The 20399-nt window shown below is 40.2% G+C and carries 23 protein-coding genes; all 23 read right to left on the bottom strand.

Annotation, left to right across the window (positions count from 1 at the left end):
* Positions 1-70: 70 nt before the first annotated feature.
* Entirely contained in the window at positions 71-322 is a 252-nt protein-coding gene (gene fliE / locus LQ226_RS02915; RefSeq protein WP_483313512.1) for a flagellar hook-basal body complex protein FliE, read from the bottom strand.
* 77 nt (positions 323-399) lie between these two features.
* Positions 400-855 carry a flagellar basal body rod protein FlgC gene (flgC, locus tag LQ226_RS02910; RefSeq protein ID WP_231416339.1) on the bottom strand — a complete coding sequence of 152 codons (456 nt, stop codon included), beginning with the start codon at positions 853-855 and terminating at the stop codon, positions 400-402.
* A gap of 2 nt (positions 856-857) precedes the next feature.
* Entirely contained in the window at positions 858-1250 is a 393-nt protein-coding gene (flgB, locus tag LQ226_RS02905; RefSeq protein ID WP_231416338.1) for a flagellar basal body rod protein FlgB, read from the bottom strand.
* 357 nt (positions 1251-1607) lie between these two features.
* Positions 1608-2387, bottom strand: a complete 780-nt coding sequence (gene codY, locus LQ226_RS02900) for a GTP-sensing pleiotropic transcriptional regulator CodY (protein ID WP_231416337.1) — start codon at positions 2385-2387, stop codon at positions 1608-1610.
* Between the two features lie 23 nt (positions 2388-2410).
* Positions 2411-3805, bottom strand: a complete 1395-nt coding sequence (gene hslU, locus LQ226_RS02895) for an ATP-dependent protease ATPase subunit HslU (protein ID WP_231416336.1) — start codon at positions 3803-3805, stop codon at positions 2411-2413.
* A gap of 15 nt (positions 3806-3820) precedes the next feature.
* Positions 3821-4396 (bottom strand): ATP-dependent protease subunit HslV, encoded by a 576-nt coding sequence (gene hslV / locus LQ226_RS02890; RefSeq protein WP_231416335.1) that lies wholly within the window; start codon positions 4394-4396, stop codon positions 3821-3823.
* Entirely contained in the window at positions 4389-5303 is a 915-nt protein-coding gene (xerC, locus tag LQ226_RS02885) for a tyrosine recombinase XerC (RefSeq protein ID WP_231416334.1), read from the bottom strand. Before xerC ends, hslV begins: the two co-directional genes overlap by 8 nt.
* Before the next feature lie 299 nt (positions 5304-5602).
* Positions 5603-7684, bottom strand: a complete 2082-nt coding sequence (topA, locus tag LQ226_RS02880; RefSeq protein WP_231416333.1) for a type I DNA topoisomerase — start codon at positions 7682-7684, stop codon at positions 5603-5605.
* A gap of 175 nt (positions 7685-7859) precedes the next feature.
* A complete protein-coding gene (gene dprA, locus LQ226_RS02875; protein WP_231416332.1) occupies positions 7860-8744 on the bottom strand; it encodes a DNA-processing protein DprA in 885 nt (294 codons plus the stop codon).
* A gap of 68 nt (positions 8745-8812) precedes the next feature.
* Positions 8813-9715 carry a succinate--CoA ligase subunit alpha gene (gene sucD, locus LQ226_RS02870; RefSeq protein WP_231416331.1) on the bottom strand — a complete coding sequence of 301 codons (903 nt, stop codon included), beginning with the start codon at positions 9713-9715 and terminating at the stop codon, positions 8813-8815.
* Positions 9716-9731: 16 nt separating this feature from the next.
* Entirely contained in the window at positions 9732-10892 is a 1161-nt protein-coding gene (gene sucC / locus LQ226_RS02865; RefSeq protein WP_231416330.1) for an ADP-forming succinate--CoA ligase subunit beta, read from the bottom strand.
* 262 nt (positions 10893-11154) lie between these two features.
* On the bottom strand, positions 11155-11433 hold the full coding sequence (locus tag LQ226_RS02860; RefSeq protein ID WP_231416329.1) for an EscU/YscU/HrcU family type III secretion system export apparatus switch protein: 279 nt from the start codon (positions 11431-11433) through the stop codon (positions 11155-11157).
* Positions 11430-13286, bottom strand: a complete 1857-nt coding sequence (locus LQ226_RS02855; protein ID WP_231416328.1) for a hypothetical protein — start codon at positions 13284-13286, stop codon at positions 11430-11432. The genes LQ226_RS02860 and LQ226_RS02855 overlap by 4 nt, the downstream gene beginning before the upstream one ends.
* A gap of 15 nt (positions 13287-13301) precedes the next feature.
* Positions 13302-14081: a ribonuclease HII gene (locus tag LQ226_RS02850; protein WP_231416327.1), complete on the bottom strand. Its 780-nt coding sequence runs from the start codon at positions 14079-14081 to the stop codon at positions 13302-13304.
* Between the two features lie 108 nt (positions 14082-14189).
* Positions 14190-15044, bottom strand: coding sequence for a ribosome biogenesis GTPase YlqF (gene ylqF / locus LQ226_RS02845; RefSeq protein WP_231416326.1), 855 nt, complete (start codon positions 15042-15044; stop codon positions 14190-14192).
* 15 nt (positions 15045-15059) lie between these two features.
* Positions 15060-15617, bottom strand: coding sequence for a signal peptidase I (lepB, locus tag LQ226_RS02840; protein ID WP_231416325.1), 558 nt, complete (start codon positions 15615-15617; stop codon positions 15060-15062).
* Between the two features lie 95 nt (positions 15618-15712).
* Complete coding sequence (gene rplS / locus LQ226_RS02835; RefSeq protein WP_231416324.1) at positions 15713-16057, bottom strand: 50S ribosomal protein L19; 345 nt, start codon at positions 16055-16057, stop codon at positions 15713-15715.
* A 133-nt stretch (positions 16058-16190) separates the two neighbouring features.
* Positions 16191-16922 carry a tRNA (guanosine(37)-N1)-methyltransferase TrmD gene (trmD, locus tag LQ226_RS02830; protein WP_231416323.1) on the bottom strand — a complete coding sequence of 244 codons (732 nt, stop codon included), beginning with the start codon at positions 16920-16922 and terminating at the stop codon, positions 16191-16193.
* Entirely contained in the window at positions 16922-17443 is a 522-nt protein-coding gene (gene rimM, locus LQ226_RS02825; protein ID WP_231416322.1) for a ribosome maturation factor RimM, read from the bottom strand. Before rimM ends, trmD begins: the two co-directional genes overlap by 1 nt.
* Positions 17444-17452: 9 nt before the next feature.
* Entirely contained in the window at positions 17453-17842 is a 390-nt protein-coding gene (locus LQ226_RS02820) for a YlqD family protein (RefSeq protein WP_231416321.1), read from the bottom strand.
* A gap of 116 nt (positions 17843-17958) precedes the next feature.
* Positions 17959-18186, bottom strand: a complete 228-nt coding sequence (locus LQ226_RS02815; RefSeq protein ID WP_231416320.1) for a KH domain-containing protein — start codon at positions 18184-18186, stop codon at positions 17959-17961.
* A gap of 14 nt (positions 18187-18200) precedes the next feature.
* Positions 18201-18473 carry a 30S ribosomal protein S16 gene (rpsP, locus tag LQ226_RS02810; RefSeq protein ID WP_231416319.1) on the bottom strand — a complete coding sequence of 91 codons (273 nt, stop codon included), beginning with the start codon at positions 18471-18473 and terminating at the stop codon, positions 18201-18203.
* Positions 18474-19042: 569 nt separating this feature from the next.
* Positions 19043-20386 (bottom strand): signal recognition particle protein, encoded by a 1344-nt coding sequence (gene ffh, locus LQ226_RS02805; protein ID WP_231416318.1) that lies wholly within the window; start codon positions 20384-20386, stop codon positions 19043-19045.
* Between the last annotated feature and the right edge of the window lie 13 nt (positions 20387-20399).

Here is a 20399-nt window from a genome sequence, read left to right as displayed (position 1 = left end):
CTAAACATCATCTAAACCGTTTGGTAAATCATGTGTAATCGTTGTTGAATGTAGTAATGATGTTGATTGATTATACTTGCATTCTCATAATCTCCTTGTATGCATCTACCGCTTTACCTTGTACTTCTACAGCCGTTTGCAATGTAATACTAGCTTTTTTGGCTGTAATCATTACGTCATGGAGATTATCTATTTCACCTTTAGCAAGTTGTTCGGTTTTTAAATTAGATTGGACTTGGGCATCATTAACGCTATGTATAGCATTTTTCAAACTAGTAGCAAATGCCGATTGAGCCTCGTTAGGCGAAATTTTCTTTTGCATTTGGGATGTTTGTAAATTTACTTGTCCTGCCTGTAGAGCAATTGGATCCATAAGAATCTCCCTCTCTTTAAAAGTCTTTAACGTCCAATTTCTAACGCTTTCATAAGCATGCTTTTACTCGCATTCATCGCGGTAACATTTGCTTCATAGGACCTGGTTGTACTCATTAAGTCGACCATTTCCTTTAAAGGGTCGACGTTCGGCATCGCCACATAACCATTTTCATTTGCATCAGGGTGATTAGGGTTAAACACCATTTTAAAAGGAGAATCATCCTTCTGGATCTCAGACACTTCGACTCCTTCAGCAGGGGTACTACTTGCTCCCATAGCCATTTGTAAATGAGACTGAAATGTTTCTCCTTTAGGTTGAAACTCCACCATTTTTCTTCTGTAAGGCTGCCACTGGCCATCTTCTGTCTGACTGGCCCTTGTTGTTTCCGCATTTGCTAGATTAGATGAAATTACGTCCATTCTTAATCGTTGAGCCGTTAGTGCACTGGCACTCGCGTTAAATGAATTAAAGATCCCCATGATTATCTCCCACCTTTAATAACAGACTCTAAGCTTCTAAATTTACCGTTCAAGCGATCCACTAGTGCCTGATAATAGATTTGATTTTTAGCAAGGTCTGACATTTCCTGATCAACGTCAACATTATTTCCATTATGATTGTATTCAGTATTCCTGTTTAAAGTAACAGAAAAAGGGGAAGAACCAGTAGAAGAAAAAGGAATATGTTTACTGTTGGTTCTTTTAGCATCGAACGAACCCATTTCCTGACTTAGTACATTTTTAAACTGTACATCTTTGGCTTTATAGTTTGGAGTATCTACATTTGCGATGTTATTAGATATTGTTTTGTTCTTAAGTGAGGCATAATCCATGGATTGTTGTAACGTTTGGATTGTTCCACCGAACATGGACATCGAAATCCCTCCTTTAGGTTTCAAAAATAAGTATCCAGACCTACATAATGCTAATTGTAAGAAAACGTCGAATTTTTGTCTATAAGATGGATTCCCTATTTATGCAATTTTTAGTATGTATTTTAAAGTTTTCCAGGTCCAAAAGACCTATTTATTAGTCCTTAAGTCCTATGTTTTGATTCGTAAGTGTCTTTTTGCCTTTTTAACTTACATCCATATACCATTATGACACAGCTTCAAAAGAAAGAAAATGTCGAAAAAGGGAATTTTACTTTATCTAAACAAATTTTGCGTATGAATACAAAAAAAACCAGGCCGTCTAAGGCCTGGTTCATACTATACCTAATAACAACTATTTTAGTTTAAGCGCATATTCTGCAATTCGACAAGGAATTTGTTGTTCAATACTTTGATATACGTACCTTTCATTCCTAGGGAACGGGACTCAATTACACCAGCACTCTCTAGCTTACGTAGAGCATTGACGATAACAGAGCGAGTAATTCCTACACGATCTGCAATTTTACTAGCAACGAGCAATCCTTCATTACCTTCTAATTCCTCAAAGATGTGTTCAATTGCCTCTAACTCACTGTAAGATAATGAGCTGATTGCCATTTGAACAACCGCTTTACTTCTAGCTTCCATTTCAATCTCTTCTGTTTTCTCATGAAGGATTTCCATACCTACTACTGTAGCACCGTACTCGCCTAGAAGAAGATCGTCATCATTGAAACTTTCTGTTAAACGACTTAGGATAAGAGTTCCAATGCGCTCTCCGCCTCCAATAATGGGTACAACAGTCGTTAGACCTTGTTGGAATAATTCACGATTCTCCACCGGAAAAGCGGTTAGAGGATGATCAATGTTTAAGTTAGGTGTCGTTTCATTAATAGAGAATAGGTTTTGCGTATATTCTTCTGGAAACTGACGTTCAGCTAACATACTTTTCATGCGATCATTTTCAATTTCTTGTTTAATAGCGAAACCTAACAGTTTACCTCTTCGACTTACGATATAAGTGTTCGCTCCGATAGCATCACGAAGTGTCTCAGACATATCGTTAAAGTTTACCGATTTACCTGTTGTTTTCTGTAGCATTGAGTTAATATTGCGTGCGCGATCTAATAATTTCATATTGATCCTCCTGTTCTGTGTGTCTATAAAATAAATTGACTCAAGTCTTTATTCTTTGCAATAGATGCTAATTTGTCATCTACATAAGCTTTTGTAATTTCGATGGTTTCCATATGAACATCAGGAGCCTCAAATGAGAGATCTTCCAATAGTTTCTCTAAAATGGTGTGTAATCGGCGAGCACCGATGTTATCCGTTTCCTGGTTCACTTCAAAAGCAACTTCTGCTAATCTGGTAACAGCTTCGTCAGAAAATTCCACATTTATACCTTCTGTTTCAAGTAAAGCTTTATATTGCTTTAACAATGCGTTAGATGGTTCAGTGAGAATGTTCACAAAATCCTCTACAGTTAGCTTCTCAAGTTCAACACGGATAGGGAAACGCCCCTGTAATTCAGGGATCAGATCAGATGGTTTAGACATATGGAACGCTCCTGCTGCTACAAATAGAATGTGATCCGTTTTTACCGGGCCATGCTTAGTCACAACTGTGGATCCTTCAACAATTGGTAAGATATCCCGTTGGACCCCTTCTCTTGAAACATTACCAGAAGACTGCTCGTTACCTCCAGCTACCTTATCAATTTCATCCACAAAAATCATGCCGTTTTGCTCTACACGGTCGACAGCTTCTTGAGAAACTTCGTCCATATCAATCAATTTTTGGGCTTCATCCTGAGTAAGCACTTTACGAGCATCTTTCACGGAGAGGCGACGCTTTTTAGTCTTTTTAGGCATGAACTGACTGAAAGCATCTTGCATATTCATCCCCATTTGTTCCATACCCGAGCCTTGCAACATATCAAACATAGAAGACTGCTGTTCTTCTACTTCGATGGTAATCATCGTATCTTCCAACTCGCCCATTGACAGCTTATGGGCAGCTTGCTTTCGTTTTTGCTCAACGTTTTGTTCTTCAGAGCGGTCTTCGTTTTGCTGCTGGTCATCCTGACCAGAGAAAAACATTTCTAAAGGATTCTTAAAATTGTTTTGCTTTTTCTTTTTAGGAACTAAGTACTCAACAATGCGTTGATTCGCTCGCTCTTCAGCTTTACTTTTAACCTGCTCCATCTTTTCTTCTTTCACCATACGGACAGCCGTTTCCATAAGGTCTCTAACCATGGATTCAACGTCACGACCCACGTAACCTACTTCTGTAAATTTCGTAGCTTCAACTTTTACGAAAGGAGCGCCTACAAGTTTGGCTAGCCTACGGGCGATTTCCGTTTTCCCTACTCCTGTAGGTCCCATCATCAAGATATTCTTAGGTACGATTTCATCTTTTAATTTATCATCCAATTGCATACGACGGTACCGATTACGAAGCGCAACTGCTACTGCTTTCTTAGCATTATTCTGACCAATGATATATTGATCTAAGCGTTCAACAATTTGTCTTGGCGTTAAGTTTTCACTCATCGATAAAGACCTCCCTTAGTCCTCGAGCACTTCTAATACGATTTCACTATTCGTATATACACAAATTTCGCCTGCTATTTCCAATGCTGCTTTAGCAATCTCTTCTGCATTTTTCTCAGGTGCGTAACGTTTTAGAGCTCGGCCTGCACTTAGTGCATAATGACCTCCAGACCCAATTGCAATTACTCCATCATCTGGTTCAATCACTTCACCTGTACCTGAAACTAGAAATAGGTCGTCTTTGTTCATAACAATTAACATCGCTTCAAGTTTGCGTAGTACTTTATCACTTCGCCACTCTTTTGCTAGCTCTACAGCTGCACGTGCCAAGTTTCCATTATACGCCTCAAGCTTTGCCTCGAATTTCTCAAACAACGTAAAAGCATCAGCTACGGATCCTGCAAATCCAGCAAGGACTTGCCCCTTAAATAATCTACGAACTTTCTTTGCTTTATGTTTCATTACAACTGCATTTCCAAATGTAACTTGCCCATCACCGCTCATCGCGCATTGTCCATTATGTTGAACAGCGAAAATTGTGGTTGCATGAAATTGTTGTTCCAAAAACTCCACCTCATTCCAATTATTCATCCTTGCCTGCTCTTGGATGGCTATTCATATAGATCTTTTTTAAATGATCTTTTGTTACGTGTGTATAAATTTGAGTAGAAGTAAGGTGCTCATGCCCTAACAGTTCTTGCACAGAGCGTAAATCTGCCCCTTCATTTAACATATGCGTGGCAAAAGAATGTCTCAGCATATGAGGATGGACATGTATGGTTAAAGCAGCCTTCTCTACCATTTTACTTAAGACGGATCGTACTCCGCGATCTGTTAAAGGAGTTCCTTTAGCGTTTAACCAAATGGCTTCTGTTTCAGTTCCAGACTTCTGTATTAACGAGTTTCTTCCATTATAAATGTAGTATCTTAAAGCTTCTTTAGCAAAGCTCCCAAATGGAATGTATCTTTCCTTTCTACCCTTACCTCTAACAAGGATTGTACCTAGCTCAAGGTCTATATCAGCAAGAGTACAGGAGACGCATTCACTCACACGCATGCCTGTCGCATACAACAACTCAAGTAAAGCCTGATTTCTCTGACCAAGTGGTTCCTCAGTATTACTTACCTGAAATAACTTCTCTAGCTCCTCTTCATATAGAAAAGAAGGGATAGGGTTTTCTTGTTTTGGTAGTGACACATTTAAGAAAGGATTCGACTCTACAAGTCCTTCCCTTTCTAAGAAACGATAAAACGATCGCAAACTTGAAAGCTTTCTCGATACAGATCTCCGAGAGAGCTTCTGGTCATAGAGTTCTGTTAAAAAGACTCTAATAATGGGATAATCCACTTCTCTCCAACATAGACCCCCTTCTCTTTTTAAGAATTCACGAAAGGAATAGAGATCACTTTGGTAAAAGTGGATCGTATATGATGAAGCATTCTTTTCAATTTGTAAGTATTCCGTAAATAAGTCTATTTGACGCTGGTTATTATCCATCTGCTCACCTCACATAAGGCGCTTAAATATTAACACAGTTAATATACCTTATGCAATCAATTTTACTTAATTGTAACAAAATTCTGAATTGTTCCTAATTCAGTATAAAATATCATTGCTAGCATTTCCAAGCTGAAGAGCAAATATACTAATTTCTGTCAAGTATATTCCCTTACCACTCAACGATTATAGCTTGCTGGGTTACTAGTGTCAATTAAAATTATGTGAAGGAATGATTAACAAAATATAAAGAGAACTTGAGAAGATCAAAAAAAGCATAAGGGGCTAGCCCCTTATGCTTACTGCTGGAGTTCTTCTTTATAGTCACATTCTGAACACTGTACTTGCGTTCCTTTTTTCGCTTTCTTTTCTACTAGCATGGAATCGCACTTAGGACATGGTCGACTGATCGGCTTATCCCAAGAGATGAATTCACACTCAGGATATCGATCACAGCCATAAAAGGTACGTTTCTTTTTGCTTTTACGCTCCACAACGTTCCCTTCTTTACAACGTGGGCATTTTACCCCGATTTCTTTCAGGATAGGTTTCGTATTTCGACACTCCGGAAAGTTGGAGCACGCCAGAAACTTACCATATCGCCCCATTTTATAAACCATTTCATGACCACATTCCTCGCAATCAATTCCGGCTGGTTCATCTTTAATCTCGATTTCTTCCATCTCTTTCTCGGCAGTGGTGAGGCGCTTTTCAAAGTCTTTATAGAAATCATCGATGATTTGGACCCACTCTTTATTGCCTTCTTCAACCGCGTCAAGATTGCCTTCCATTTGAACGGTGAAATCAACATTAATGATTTCAGGGAAATACTCTTTCAACAATTCGATCACGATTTCACCTAGTTCAGTAGGGACAAACCGTTTATTATCTAAACTAACATATCCTCTTCGCTGAATCGTGTCCAGGGTAGGAGCATAAGTGGACGGACGCCCAATTCCCATTTCTTCCAATGTTCGTACAAGACGGGCCTCAGTGTAGCGTGGAGGTGGCTGAGTGAAATGTTGATTCGGTTGAATAGTGTCAGCCTTAACCGTTGTCCCTTCTTCCATATCTGGTAGAATTTTATCTTCTTCTTTCTTATTATCATCATTGCCCTCGACATAGACACGCATAAACCCTTTAAACTTAACTTTTGAACCTGTGGCTCTGAACTCTACACCTTCATTCAGTAGATGAACGGTCATCGTATCAAGAACTGCGGAAGCCATTTGACTCGCTACGAACCGCTCCCAAATTAGTTTATACAAGCGATACTGATCTCTTGATAAATATTCTTTCATAGCCTTAGGTGTACGTAACGAAGAGGTAGGGCGGATAGCTTCGTGTGCATCTTGAGCGTTTTGAGATTTCTGTGATTTCTTTTGGTTTCCTGATCCAAGGTAATCTTTTCCGTATTGCTCTTCAATATACCCAGCAGCCTCATCCTTCGCCGTTTGGGAAATACGAGTAGAGTCTGTACGCATATAGGTGATCAAACCTACTGTACCTTCTTTTTTGCTAAGCTGAATCCCTTCATATAATTGCTGTGCTAACATCATCGTTTTCTTTGCTCGGAAATTTAATTTTCGTGCTGCTTCTTGTTGTAGAGATGATGTAGTAAAAGGGGAAGCTGGATTACGACGACGTTCTCTTTTATTCACCTTATCCACTCTGAAATCTTCCCCGCTCATTTGGGTGAGGATGTTATCCACTTCTTCTTTGGAACTGAGCTTTTGTTTCTTTCCATCTATTCCATAGAAAGCTCCTTCAAATTGTTCAGCATCCTTGACAAAGCTACCATCAATGGACCAGTACTCTTCAGGTTCGAAGCTTTTAATTTCATTTTCACGGTCCATAATCATTTTGACAGCTACGGATTGTACCCGACCTGCACTAAGGCCTTTTTTGACCTTTTTCCATAATAACGGGCTGATATTGTAACCGACTAAACGATCTAATACGCGTCTTGCTTGCTGAGCATTAACTAAATCCATGTCGATCGTACGTGGATGCTTAAAGGATTCTTTAATTGCATCCTTTGTAATCTCATTAAATACAACTCGACACTGGGATGTCTCATCCATGTTTAAACTGTGAGCTAAGTGCCAGGCAATGGCTTCCCCTTCTCTATCGGGGTCGGCTGCGAGATAGACTTTTTTAGCCTTTTTTGCAGCTGTTTTAATTTCTTTCAATACAGGGCCTTTCCCTCTGATGGTAATGTATTTAGGTTTATAATCTTCTTCTACATCTACACCCATTTGACTTTTAGGCAAGTCAATTACATGACCCATAGATGCTTTTACCGTGTACTTTTTTCCTAAATATTTTTCAATTGTTTTTGCTTTTGCTGGTGATTCTACAATAACAAGATAATCTGCCATATAGTATCCTCCTAGATGAGGTTATTCTTTTATTTCATATATTTTATGTGTAAACGTTTGTTTTAAATTAAATCTTCCCTATTATTAAATACTTCTTATTCATTTGTCAAACAAATTATAGAAACGAAACCAGTAGAAAAAGTAGAAAATATAGATTTTATAACAGATTTCGACACTAATTTCGCTTCAATCCATTCCATTCTTCTAGAATATCATAGGCATTTTGAACTAATTTCGCACCATCTTGAATCATTTTATGACATCCACTGGAAAAATCATCTAACACCGAGCCTGGTAGTGCGAATACCTCTCTTCCCTGTTCTAAAGCTTGATCCACTGTAATTAACGTTCCACTTCGTTCTTTTGCCTCTACTACCAAGGTGCCAAAGCTCATACCACTTATCACTCGATTTCGTTCTGGGAAGTGCCATTTCTTTGGGGGTGTATGGGGAGCGTATTCAGATAGGAGGAGATGGCGGTGAGCTAGTGTTTCCATCAGAGATCGGTTGTGCTCAGGGTAACAATGATCGAAACCAAAACCTAATACCCCAATGGTGCTGCCACCTAATTCATTCGTTATTTCATGAGCGTAGGAGTCAATTCCATCGGCCATACCACTTATCACTGTAAAACCATGATCGATTAAAGGCGGTAGTACTTTTTTTACTTTTGCTTTAGCGTTGTTGGAACATTTACGAGTTCCTACTATACTAATGTACGCTTCTTGTTTCAAAAGGTTTAAGTTCCCCTTAGCATACAGAAGTAAGGGGGCGTCTGGGACGGAGCGTAAAGAAAGTGGGTAGTCAGAATGCCAAATAGGCAGAATAACGCTATCTGAAAGGTTCTTTAAAAGCTGCTTGCGATTCGTCGATGAATGAAGATGATCTAAGAAAGTTTTGGCTCTTTTAGGGGATAATTTAAATGTTGAGGTTAGATCGTGAAGGGAGAGGGAGAAGACAAATTGAAGGGTTGAATCTACTTGTAAGAAGGTACGAATCAATGAGCGACTTGTCCCTTTTGTTTGATGAAGAAGAGCTAAACGCAATGATTTTGGATCCACGTGTACACATCCTTTTCCTTGATAGGGGAAAAGGTGCCCCTGTAGAAAGGAGCACCTTTAATTAAACTTTAGTGAGTCTTGCATTTATCGTAAATGTTATTTTCTTTTAATACATTGATGAGCGTTTCACCCATTACAGCCGGTGTTTCGGCTACTTGTATGCCGCACTCATTCATAACTTTAATTTTTTCTTCTGCAGTCCCTTTACCACCAGAAATAATGGCACCTGCGTGTCCCATACGTTTTCCTGGAGGTGCAGTGCGACCACCGATAAAGCCGACAACTGGCTTATCCATATTTTCTTTAACAAACTGAGCAGCTTCCTCTTCGGCTGTGCCGCCAATTTCACCTATCATAATCACACCATGGGTATCTGGGTCATCCTGAAAAGCTTGCAAGACATCAATGAAATCTGTACCGTTTACTGGGTCCCCACCGATTCCTACTGCTGTCGATTGACCGATACCAGCTTCTGAAAGCTGATGTACCGCTTCATATGTTAACGTTCCACTTCTTGATACTACACCAATATGTCCTTTTTTATGAATGTAACCTGGCATAATACCAATCTTACATTCTTCTGGTGTAATAACTCCAGGACAGTTTGGTCCAACTAGACGAGTTTTCTTACCTTCCATATAACGCTTCACTTTTACCATATCAATAACCGGGATATGCTCTGTAATACAAATCACTAAGTCAAGCTCAGCATCAACAGCCTCCATGATTGCATCAGCAGCGAAAGCAGCTGGTACATACACAACGGATGCCGTAGCTCCAGTTTGTTCAGTAGCTTCTTCTACCGTATTAAAGACAGGTACTCCTTCGACTTCAGTTCCGCCTTTTTTAGGAGTTACCCCACCTACGATCTGGGTACCGTACTCAAGCATTTGTTTCGTATGGAAAAGGGCAGTAGACCCTGTAATACCTTGCACAATTACTTTTGTATCTTTATTAATATATACACTCATTTTCGTCCGTCCTTTCTTATTTTACTAGTTCTACAATTTTCTGTGCTGCTTCAGCCATAGATTCTGATGCAACGATATTCAGACCTGATTCATCAAGGATCTTCTTACCTTGTTCAACGTTTGTTCCTTCTAGACGAACTACGAGTGGAATTTCAAGCCCAACTTCTTTCGTTGCTGCAACGACACCTTCAGCAATGACGTCACACTTCATAATTCCGCCGAAGATATTCACAAGAATTCCTTTTACACTATTGTCGGACAAAATGATTTTGAAAGCTTCTGTTACCTTTTCAGTTGTAGCGCCTCCCCCAACGTCAAGGAAGTTAGCGGGTTCGCCGCCGTAGTGTTTAATAGTATCCATTGTCGCCATAGCAAGGCCTGCTCCATTAACCATGCAGCCGATGTTACCATCTAAAGCAATGTAGCTTAGATCGTATTTAGAAGCTTCAATTTCTTTTGGATCTTCTTCATCTAAATCACGAAGTTCAAATACATCTTTTTGGCGGAATAAAGCGTTATCATCAAAGTTTAACTTCGCATCTAACGCCATCACCTGGCCATCACCTGTTGTAACTAATGGGTTAATCTCTGCAATTGAACAATCTTTTTCAACAAATACTTGATAAAGACCCATCATAAATTTAACTGCTTTCCCTAATAGTTCATCAGGGATGTTAATGTTAAAAGCTAAACGACGTGCTTGATAAGGCATTAAACCTGCTACCGGATCAATCACTTCTTTGAAAATTTTCTCCGGCGTTTCTGCGGCAACTTCTTCGATTTCAGTACCGCCTTCTTCTGAAGCCATCATCGTTACACGAGAAGTGGCACGGTCTAATACAATCCCTACGTAATATTCTTTTTGAATATCACAGCCTTCTTCGATGAGTAAGCGCTTAACTTCTTTCCCTTCAGGACCCGTTTGATGAGTCACAAGCTGCTTGCCTAAAATTTCATCAGCGTATGTACGGACTTCATCTATATTTTTGGCAACTTTAACTCCACCAGCTTTTCCGCGACCTCCTGCGTGGATTTGTGCCTTTACGACAGATACATCTGTGCTTAAGCCTTTAGCGGCTTCTACAGCTTCGTCTACAGAAAATGCAACGGTCCCGTTAGGAACGGCAACGCCGTAGCTACGTAAAATTTCTTTTCCTTGATACTCATGAATGTTCATGTTCCATCCTCCCATCAAAATGTCACTGCATGACCATTGTATAAAAAATATGTGTGAATTGTCTACAAATTCATTCAGTATCTCCAAAAAAATTAAGAATATACCGACAAAATTCGCTGTTTTCTCGCTGTTTAAGTTAATAAAAATATTAACTTTTTCTTTTAGCTACGAATTACATTTCAGTATTTTTTAAAGAAAAATTGACTTGTTGCAAAAAAAAGAAGCACTCTGACAAAAAGACCAGAGTGTTTCTTGTAAGTAATTATTTAGCTTTCAACTGCTTATCTAATTGATAAACATAAGCAAATACTTCGGCTACGGCTTGATATAACTCTTCAGGGATCGTCTCATTGATGTCTAATTCACCCAACAACTTTACAAGGGTAGGATCTTCTTGGATGGGAACTTGATGACTGTGAGCTTTTTCAATAATATTTGTTGCTATATCTCCCTTACCTTTCGCAACAACCTTGGGGGCACTTGACTCCTCTTCATCATAACTTAAAGCTACCGCTTCTTTTCTCTTGTTCGTTTCACTCATATTTTTAAATCGAAGCCTCCTTTTTGCCTCGTTTGGGCTTGTTGGCGTTCTGATTGAGCATAGACAGGTTGAGAGGGTTTAATTTCTTTATGTCGTACTGTAGATAGGTGGTAATTTAGTTCTAGCAGCCCCTTTTCTAGAGAGGGTTTAAACGCTTGTATAACATTCTCAATTTCCTGATTTTCCGTAAACAAGGTAAGTTGAACGACACGCTTTTGAACTTTCATATCAATGATCGTTTCTTTTAATGACTGAAGTTCAAGATAAAATAAAATATGGCAATAATCCGGATCGATTTCTCCATTTTCTTTCTTATTCCCATCTACATCCATCGTAACGTCTTGTTCGATCCCAAACCATTCTCCAGGCATCTGCACATTAAAATGAATGGATTGGTCTGACTCTTGCATCATAATGGGGACAGCATTTAAATGATTGAGTACAGTTTGTAGCCGGTCCATGATAGGGGAGGAAGCGCTATCTTGCATCGCTTGAAGGATGCTTCCCTTTAAAGTACTTTGGCTAACTTCTCCTTTTTGAGCCAACTGATGCTCATAGTTCAGCCCACTTAACTGGGTAAAACTCTTTAACTTGATCAAAAACTCATCTTTCATAGGCAGGGATCTTTCTCCCATTTCAGTTAGACTATGACGTAACCATTCCACTAATTTTACCGTCTCCTCCCCATTCAGTTGCTGATTCATAAGATGGGTTAGGGATTTTGCGGCTTGTTGCAATCCTGAAGGATTCTCTTTTAGGACTTGCAGAGGATTAGAACTTTCAATTAATGTATTGATTGCCTGTATTGTAGACGGACTAGCTCCGGTTCTGTTTAACATTGCCCTCAAGGACCCGAAGACCCCCGCGTCTTTCAGGGCAGAAGTTAACTGCGTAAGCCGCTGAGCAAGCTTTGTATCTACCGGGTTCGATTCTTCTCCCCCCGTCATTCGCTCTAGCACATTTGTGAATTGATGAATGAGCTGTTTGTTCCCTTTTGACATCGATAGCTGCTCTTGAAAGACGTTTAACAGTTGTTCAGCCCATTTCCCTGAACTTTCTGTTTTAAAGACTAATGAAGAGTGCCTCTCAACTTGATTGAACGACAATTCTTCAGAAATTAGCCCAGCACGCTGTAAGAGCTGAAAAGACGTTTTCTGCTCTCCTTGAGTACCGTTTAGAAACGTCCCCCTCACTACATCTGACAAAGGACGTTCAGGATCTGATCTTCCGAGAATTTGCTGCAACTGGTAGCCAAGAGACGATTTTTGTTGTCCATTTTGATTCTTTAAATCGTTTGCTATAGATTGCAAAGCAGATGTTAATGAAGAGGAGGATACATTCCTTTCATAAAACGCTTGAAAGATGGAAGATTTGATAGGGAGACGCCTTGACATCATTTCTAATAACGTCTCCCTCACCTTTACTTCTCCGCCTGATTTCTCTAATAGTTGGAGCGCTTCTTTAACATCTTGATTCGTAAAAGGAATATCTTTTTGCATTAAATTGGACACAAAATCTAGTTGAGTTTTTGAAGGGCTTGAAATGCCTAACTTCTTAAAGTATTGGGTAGGGGTCTGTAGGGCCTTTCCCTTTTCTCCCTCCATTACTTTGAGTCGTAGTAAAGGCGAAATGCTCTGCACCTGAAATACATAGCGCTCATTAGCGGAGAGAGAAGCTTCTAACTGAGCATTCAACTGCTTCCCACCGATTTGAATGAGCGCCTTGTGTTGTGGATACAGTTTAAGTACTTTTCCCCCTACGATCTGTCCTTGTTTTAACGATTCACCTTGTTGAGTGACCTGACTCACATTCTTTAACTGTGTCAGCAATTGGGATGCAGATAAAGAAGGCATATCCATCATCTCCTTTTATTGTGAGGAACGAACAAATTCTTTAACGGGTGCAAACGATTTTCGGTGATGTGGAGTAATTCCATACTGTCTGAGTGCTTCTACATGATTCTTCGTTCCATAACCCGCATTATGGCTAAATTCATATGACGGGAACGTTTGATGGAGTTCGTTCATATATCTGTCTCTAGTCACTTTAGCAATGACACTTGCCGCAGCTATGGAAATACTACGCTGATCTCCTTTTGGAAATGCATCGACTGGAGCTTTTGTATCTGTTAAGGGCAGAGCATCAATTAACAATTGGTCAGGCTCTGGATTTAACGCGTCAATGGCTCTGTGCATCGCTAGTTTTGTAGCCTCATATATATTAATTTCATCGATGGTTTCACTCGAGACAATCCCAACCCCATAAGAAATGGAGTGGGTTCTAATATAGTCAAAGAATAAATCTTTCTGCGTTTCAGAAAGTGCTTTAGAATCATATAACCCTTCTAAGTAAAAGGATTCGGGTAAAATAACAGCAGCGGCTACTACAGGGCCAGCTATCGGACCCCTTCCTGCTTCATCCACTCCAGCAATTAATTTCTTACCTTGTGATGTATAGTACTTCTCAAATTCTTTCATAGATTCAAATTGATCTTTAAGAGCTTGCTTTTTCGCGAGTTGTTTCTCGTATTGGTAAACTAGTTTCTGAACACCTTTTCGTTCATCAGTTTGGTACATCTCTAGTTCCTGCTGGGTACAGCCTTTTGTAAATAGTTTCTCTTTTATCGTTGCAATCGTTTCTCTCCCCATTATGATTCCTCGTTTCTTTAATATCGGTTCTCTTTATATTGTTTGAAGGATTTATAGTTTTTTTCCATACAAAAAGCTGACCCCCATTGCGAGAAAGTCAGCTTATTTTTAGTGTATCATATCTGGTGTTTCTAATGTGATACGACCTGTTTTTGCCGAACGTAAATCGCGAATGATGACATCAGCGACTTTATCATAATTAATCTTTCCGCCACTTTCTAAGCAGCCTCTCTTTGTTCCTATGTGGTCGAATACCTCTCCCATATCCTCAATGTCAGAAGATACACCATATCGATCATTCAGGAGATTCGGATAATGCTCTTGCAAGAACCGAATAAAGAAGGCAGCAACATCTGGAATCGGCAGGATATTATCTTTGATCGTACCGATCGTAGCCAAACGATAACCCACTATTTCTTCTTCAAACTTGGGCCATAAGATTCCTGGTGTATCTAGAAGTTCGAAATCTTTCTTCACTTTAATCCACTGCTGAGCAGTAGTAACACCAGGGCGATCCCCGGTCTTTGTTATTTTCTTCTGAGCAAGGCGATTAATAAGTGTAGACTTCCCTACGTTTGGTATTCCAATAATCATCGCCCGGGCAGGCCGAGGGCGAACCCCTTTTTTCTTTAAGCGCTCAAGTTTCTCTTGCCCCATGTCCTTCGCTTTTTGAATGACTTGTTGGACATCCTTTTTATCATCTACATTTACAGCAATAGCTGAAATACCTTGACCTTCGTACCAACTGATCCATTTGTTTGTGATGTTTTCATCAGCCAAGTCTTTTTTCATAAGCAACACCATTTTTGGCTTTTGTTGAAGCACTTGGTGCAACATAGGGTTCTGAGAAGAGTACGGAGCACGTGCATCTACTAATTCAATGACAAAGTCAACAAGCTTTAATTTCTCTTCTACTTGTCGCTTGGCTTTAGCCATATGGCCTGGAAACCATTGTATCGTCATATTCATCATCCTTTATCAATCTACAAAACCAAATCGTTCCATTGGCCAATATATAAACCGTGTTTCTCCTACAATCCGATCGATTGGAATTAACCCAAGCATTCGGCTATCTGTAGAATTATTTCGATTATCCCCAAGGACTAATACATGGTTCTCAGGAATGGTTTTGTAATTTCCTTTAATATCTTGTAAGCGAAAATCAAACGTATACGATTGATTTTCCGAAAGTCGATCTAATCTTTCTTGCAGGAACGGTTCCTCAATGGGGTCTCCGTTCACGTACAAAGTGTCATCCTTATATTCAATATGATCGCCGGGAAGTCCAATAACTCGTTTAATATAATCCTTAGTTTCCGTTGCATGAAACACCACAATATCGAATCGGCTTGGTTCACCAACTAAATAACTGAACTTATTCACAATCATGTGGTCACCATTTTCTAGCGTAGGAAGCATAGAGGGCCCGTCCACGACGATTGGAGCAAATAAAAATACGCGGATGACTATTGCTAAAATGGCTGCAACGATCAACGCTTTTATCCAATCAAGCCATTCATTTCTTCTCTTCGTCATCCAGCTTCCCTCCACTATGTATAACTCGTCTGTTAGGATCCATTATAGAACAAAAAGGAGCCTGTCTAAACAAGCTCCTTTCTTTCGTGTTCATCTTAGCGAATTTCTTTAATGCGTGCAGCTTTACCACGTAGGTTACGTAGGTAGTAAAGTTTAGCACGACGTACTTTACCACGACGAACAACTTCAAGTTTATCAACGCGTGGAGAGTGTACTGGGAACGTACGTTCAACACCAACGCCAGAAGAGATTTTACGTACAGTGAATGTTTCGGAGATGCCTCCGCCACGGCGCTTAATTACAACACCTTCAAACACCTGGATACGTTCGCGAGTTCCTTCAACAACTTTAACGTGAACTTTTACAGTGTCACCAGCTTTGAAACGTGGAAGATCTTCGCGTAGCTGTTCTTTAGTAATTTCTTGGATTAAATTTTGCATCCTATTTCACTCCTTCTTCACCAATGCTCTTACCTGGATTAACCTGGTAGCGGAACATCGTAATTCGACTTAAACGAAACGCTTAAGCACAAGTTTTAATATAGCATAATTAAAGTGCTGATGCAATAAGCATTCAGTCATTCTGCCATTCTTTTAACCATTCTTTCTCTTGGTCTGATAAGCTTCTTTGTTCTATAAGGTCTTTTCTTCTTTCATACGTTCGCTTTAATGACTGCTTATGACGCCACTCGTCGATCTTCGCATGATTCCCCGAGAACAATACTTCAGGAACCTCCATCCCACGAAAATTGCGAGGTCTCGTGTAATGGGGATGTTCTAAGAGTCCATTTGAGAAGGAATCTTCCGGAGCAGAAGAAGCATTTCCTAACACACCTGGGAGAAGGCGTACCACGCTGTCCATCACAACCATAGCACCGAGTTCTCCTCCTGTTAAAACGTAATCCCCTATAGAGATTTCATCGGTTACGACATGCTCTCTTATCCGTTCATCATAGCCTTCGTAATGACCACATAAGAAGATTAGATGCTCTTCTTGTGCTAATTCCTCAGCCTTAGCCTGCGTATGAGGCTCACCTTGAGGACACATTAAAATGACACGAGGTTTCTTTCCCTGTTGATCTTTAATCGCTTCAACCGCGTCAAAGATTGGCTGAGGAGACAGAACCATTCCAGCTCCTCCACCATAAGGTGTGTCATCTACTTTTAGGTGTTTACTTTCGGTGTAATCTCGAAAATTCACCGTTTCATATGAAAAAGCATTAGATTCTTGAGCTTTTTTCATGATAGATGTATTAAGCACCCCACTGAACATTTCAGGAAACAACGTTAAAATATCAATATGCATTAGTCTAGCAGCCCTTCCATTGGTTCAATTGTAATCGTCTTGTGGGTAATATCTACTTCTGTTACAACCTGCTCAATGTAAGGAATAAGAGCATCCTTTTGTTGAGGACGACCTACCACCCATACATCATTTCCACCAGGACTTAGAATCTCTTTCACAGTTCCCACTACATTTCCATCAGCTGTCTTTACAGTGCATCCAATAACTTCGTGGTAATAAAATTCCCCTTCATCCAGAGGAGTCTGCTGCTCTTTCGTAATCGCTAACGTACCGCCTTTTAACGATTCAACCTCATTTAACGAACTGTACTCCTCAAAATGAAGAAGGTGAAAGGATTTATGCATACGGTGTCCTTTAATTGTTAATAAGAGAGGGGTGTCCTGTTTTGATTGAGGAACCCAATATACTTGGTTACCTGGTTCAAAGCGCTCTTCAAAATCTGTAACTTGAATGACGCGAATCTCACCGCGCACACCATGTGTATTTACAACCTTACCTATTGTATATAATTCTTTATCCATTCACATCACCTATTTATCGATTCGAATAACTTTACCATCCTGTACAACAATAGCGCCTTCGTTCATCACATCATCCCAAGTATCCCCTACAGAAAGTTCTACAAGAGACTCTACGTCGCCATCTTCGATTTCACTACCTAATGGTAGGATTTCTAGCTGTTCGAGCTGGTATTCAAGCCATCGAATGTTTTCTTTTCTTTTATCAATCTCACGATTAAAACGTTTTGCCACTTCTTCGCGCGAAACATTTTGCTTCATTTCAATCTTACGTTTTTCAAAAGAAAGCTGCTGACACTCCTGGTCAAGCCTCTTCTTTCTCTTTTCAAATTCTTGCTGAAGTGTTTCCTTACTGGCCTCTGTAAGAACCCGTTTTACTGATACTCGCTTAATGATTTGCATCTCATTCGCTCCTAAACGTAAACGGCTCTTCTCTTTTAAAAGTCCCAGAAAGAAGAGCAAGTTACATACAAAAGTTTTAACCTAGTAAAAAAGGGAAAGGTGGCCCCTCTCCCTTTTTACATAATATCTAAATAAATTCGCTTTTTGGAATTCGATCCTGCCGCATAAACAACGGTTCGGATGGCCTTAGCCACTCGCCCATGTCTTCCTATTACCTTACCGACATCATCTTTGTGAACAGATAAGTGATACGTAAGCTTACGTTCTTCTTCTTTCTCTGTAACGACAACATCATCTGGATAATCAACTAGTGGACGTACAATGGTTTCAATTAAGGCTTTCACGTTATCACACTACTTTACTTTTGAGTTTTTTGTGCGTGAAACTTCTCCATGATGCCTTGTGTTGAGAATAGGTTGCGAACTGTGTCAGATGGTTTTGCACCTTCTGTCATCCAGTTAAGAGCTTTCTCTTCGTTCACTGTAACCTCTGTTGGGTTAGCTGTTGGATTGTACGTTCCGATCTCTTCGATGAAACGACCATCACGTGGTGAACGAGAATCTGCTACTACTATACGATAGAATGGGTTACGCTTAGAACCCATGCGCTTTAGGCGAATTTTTACTGCCATATTAAATACCTCCATATTTTCAAATGCTTATTTTTACTTAACACAATTTTAGATTTTAGCAGAGAACTACGAGTGTGTAAAGGGGTTTTGCATTACATATTATAAAAAGCGGAAACAGTTTGGTCAAAACCGTACGGATAAGGGAGCCCACTACGGTGAGGTTCCCTCACCGTAGTGGGATAGCTTATCTCGCTAGGTTCTATCTGTTGGAGCTGGATTTCAGCTCTCAGCATGGCTAAAGAGAAAAGCATTGAAGGGAGTTATAACTCTACACTTCCCAACATGCTTCACACACCTCAGTATGGTTAAGATGAGCTTGGCACTTTTCGCCATGTTCAGCTCCGGCGGGGAGGAGCTAGCGCGATAAGCAATCGACTTGCAGTGACTAACGTCACTTCCAATCGCTTGCTTATCCGTACGCCCCTGTTCACCCCGCCTGCGCTTTTCGAGATGTCCAGCTCCGGCTCCTAGCCCCTAGCGTCATAAGCCATTCAACTACAGTGGTTTTCAACCACTTTCGTTGCTTGGCTTATGCGTACGGCGCTAAGCAGTCGCCTACGCTTTTCATTTTACATAAACGGTAATTTAAATCCACCTTTACCTTTTTTGCCTTTTTGGTTCGTCATCTGCTTCATCATTTTCTTCATGTCGTTGAACTGTTTTAATAAACGGTTCACTTCGGATACGTTTCGGCCGGAGCCTTTTGCAATTCGTTTTTTACGGCTTGCGTTCATGATACTTGGATCATTTCGTTCGGCTTTCGTCATGGATTGAATGATGGCTTCAATGTGATTTAATTGTTTGTCATCAATATTCGCATTTTTCAAGCCTTTCATCTTATCCGCACCTGGAATCATACCGATGAGTTCATCAAGGGGCCCCATATTACGGACTTGACCCATTTGCTCTAAGAAGTCATCCAATGTAAAGGACGCGTCACGCATTTTCTGCTCGAGCTCTTTCGCCTGGTCTTCATTAACCTCAGATTGAGCTTTTTCAATCAGCGTTAAAACGTCTCCCATACCTAATATACGAGATGCCATTCGTTCAGGGTAGAATGCTTCGAGTTGGTCAAGTTTTTCACCCATACCAGCAAACTTAATCGGTTTATCCGTTACAGCTTTGATGGACAATGCAGCACCACCACGGGTGTCACCATCTAATTTAGTAAGCACAACACCGGTTACATCAAGTTGCTCATTAAAGGATTCTGCTACATTTACAGCGTCTTGACCTGTCATGGCATCCACAACAAGGAAGACTTCATCTGGCTTCACGTTTGAGTGAATTTCTTTTAACTCACCCATAAGGTTCTCATCAATGTGAAGACGACCAGCTGTATCAATAATGACATAATCATTATGATTTTCTTTAGCTTGGGCAATTGCTTCATTAGCAATATCTACTGGGTTTGCTTCTGTCCCTTTAGAGAAAACAGGCATATCCAGCTGACTACCAAGAGTCTCTAATTGATTGATGGCAGCAGGTCGATAGACGTCGGCTGCTACTAGTAAAGGATTTCTGTTGTGATTTTTACGAAGATGATTTGCAAGTTTACCGGTAGTCGTCGTTTTACCAGCACCCTGGAGACCTACCATCATAATGACCGTAGGAGGACGATTCGCCACAGCAATCTTGCTCTGGTCGCCTCCCATAAGTTCTGTAAGTTCTTCTTTTACAACTTTGATGACTTGTTGACCTGGAGTTAAACTTTGCATAACTTCTTGTCCAACCGCACGTTCTTTGACGCGTTTTACAAAGTCTTTTACAACTTTAAAGTTAACGTCTGCTTCAAGAAGTGCAAGGCGGACTTCACGGGTCATTTCTTTTACGTCTGCTTCGGTTACCTTACCTTTGCCTTTGATCTTCTGGATCGAATTCTGCAGTCGGTCGGCTAAACCTTCAAATGCCATATAAGCCGCCCTC

This window comes from Pontibacillus sp. HN14, assembly GCF_021129245.1.
Classification (GTDB): domain Bacteria; phylum Bacillota; class Bacilli; order Bacillales; family BH030062; genus Pontibacillus.
Note: the sequence above shows the minus strand (reverse complement) of the source record. Positions and strands in the feature narration are given on the sequence as shown.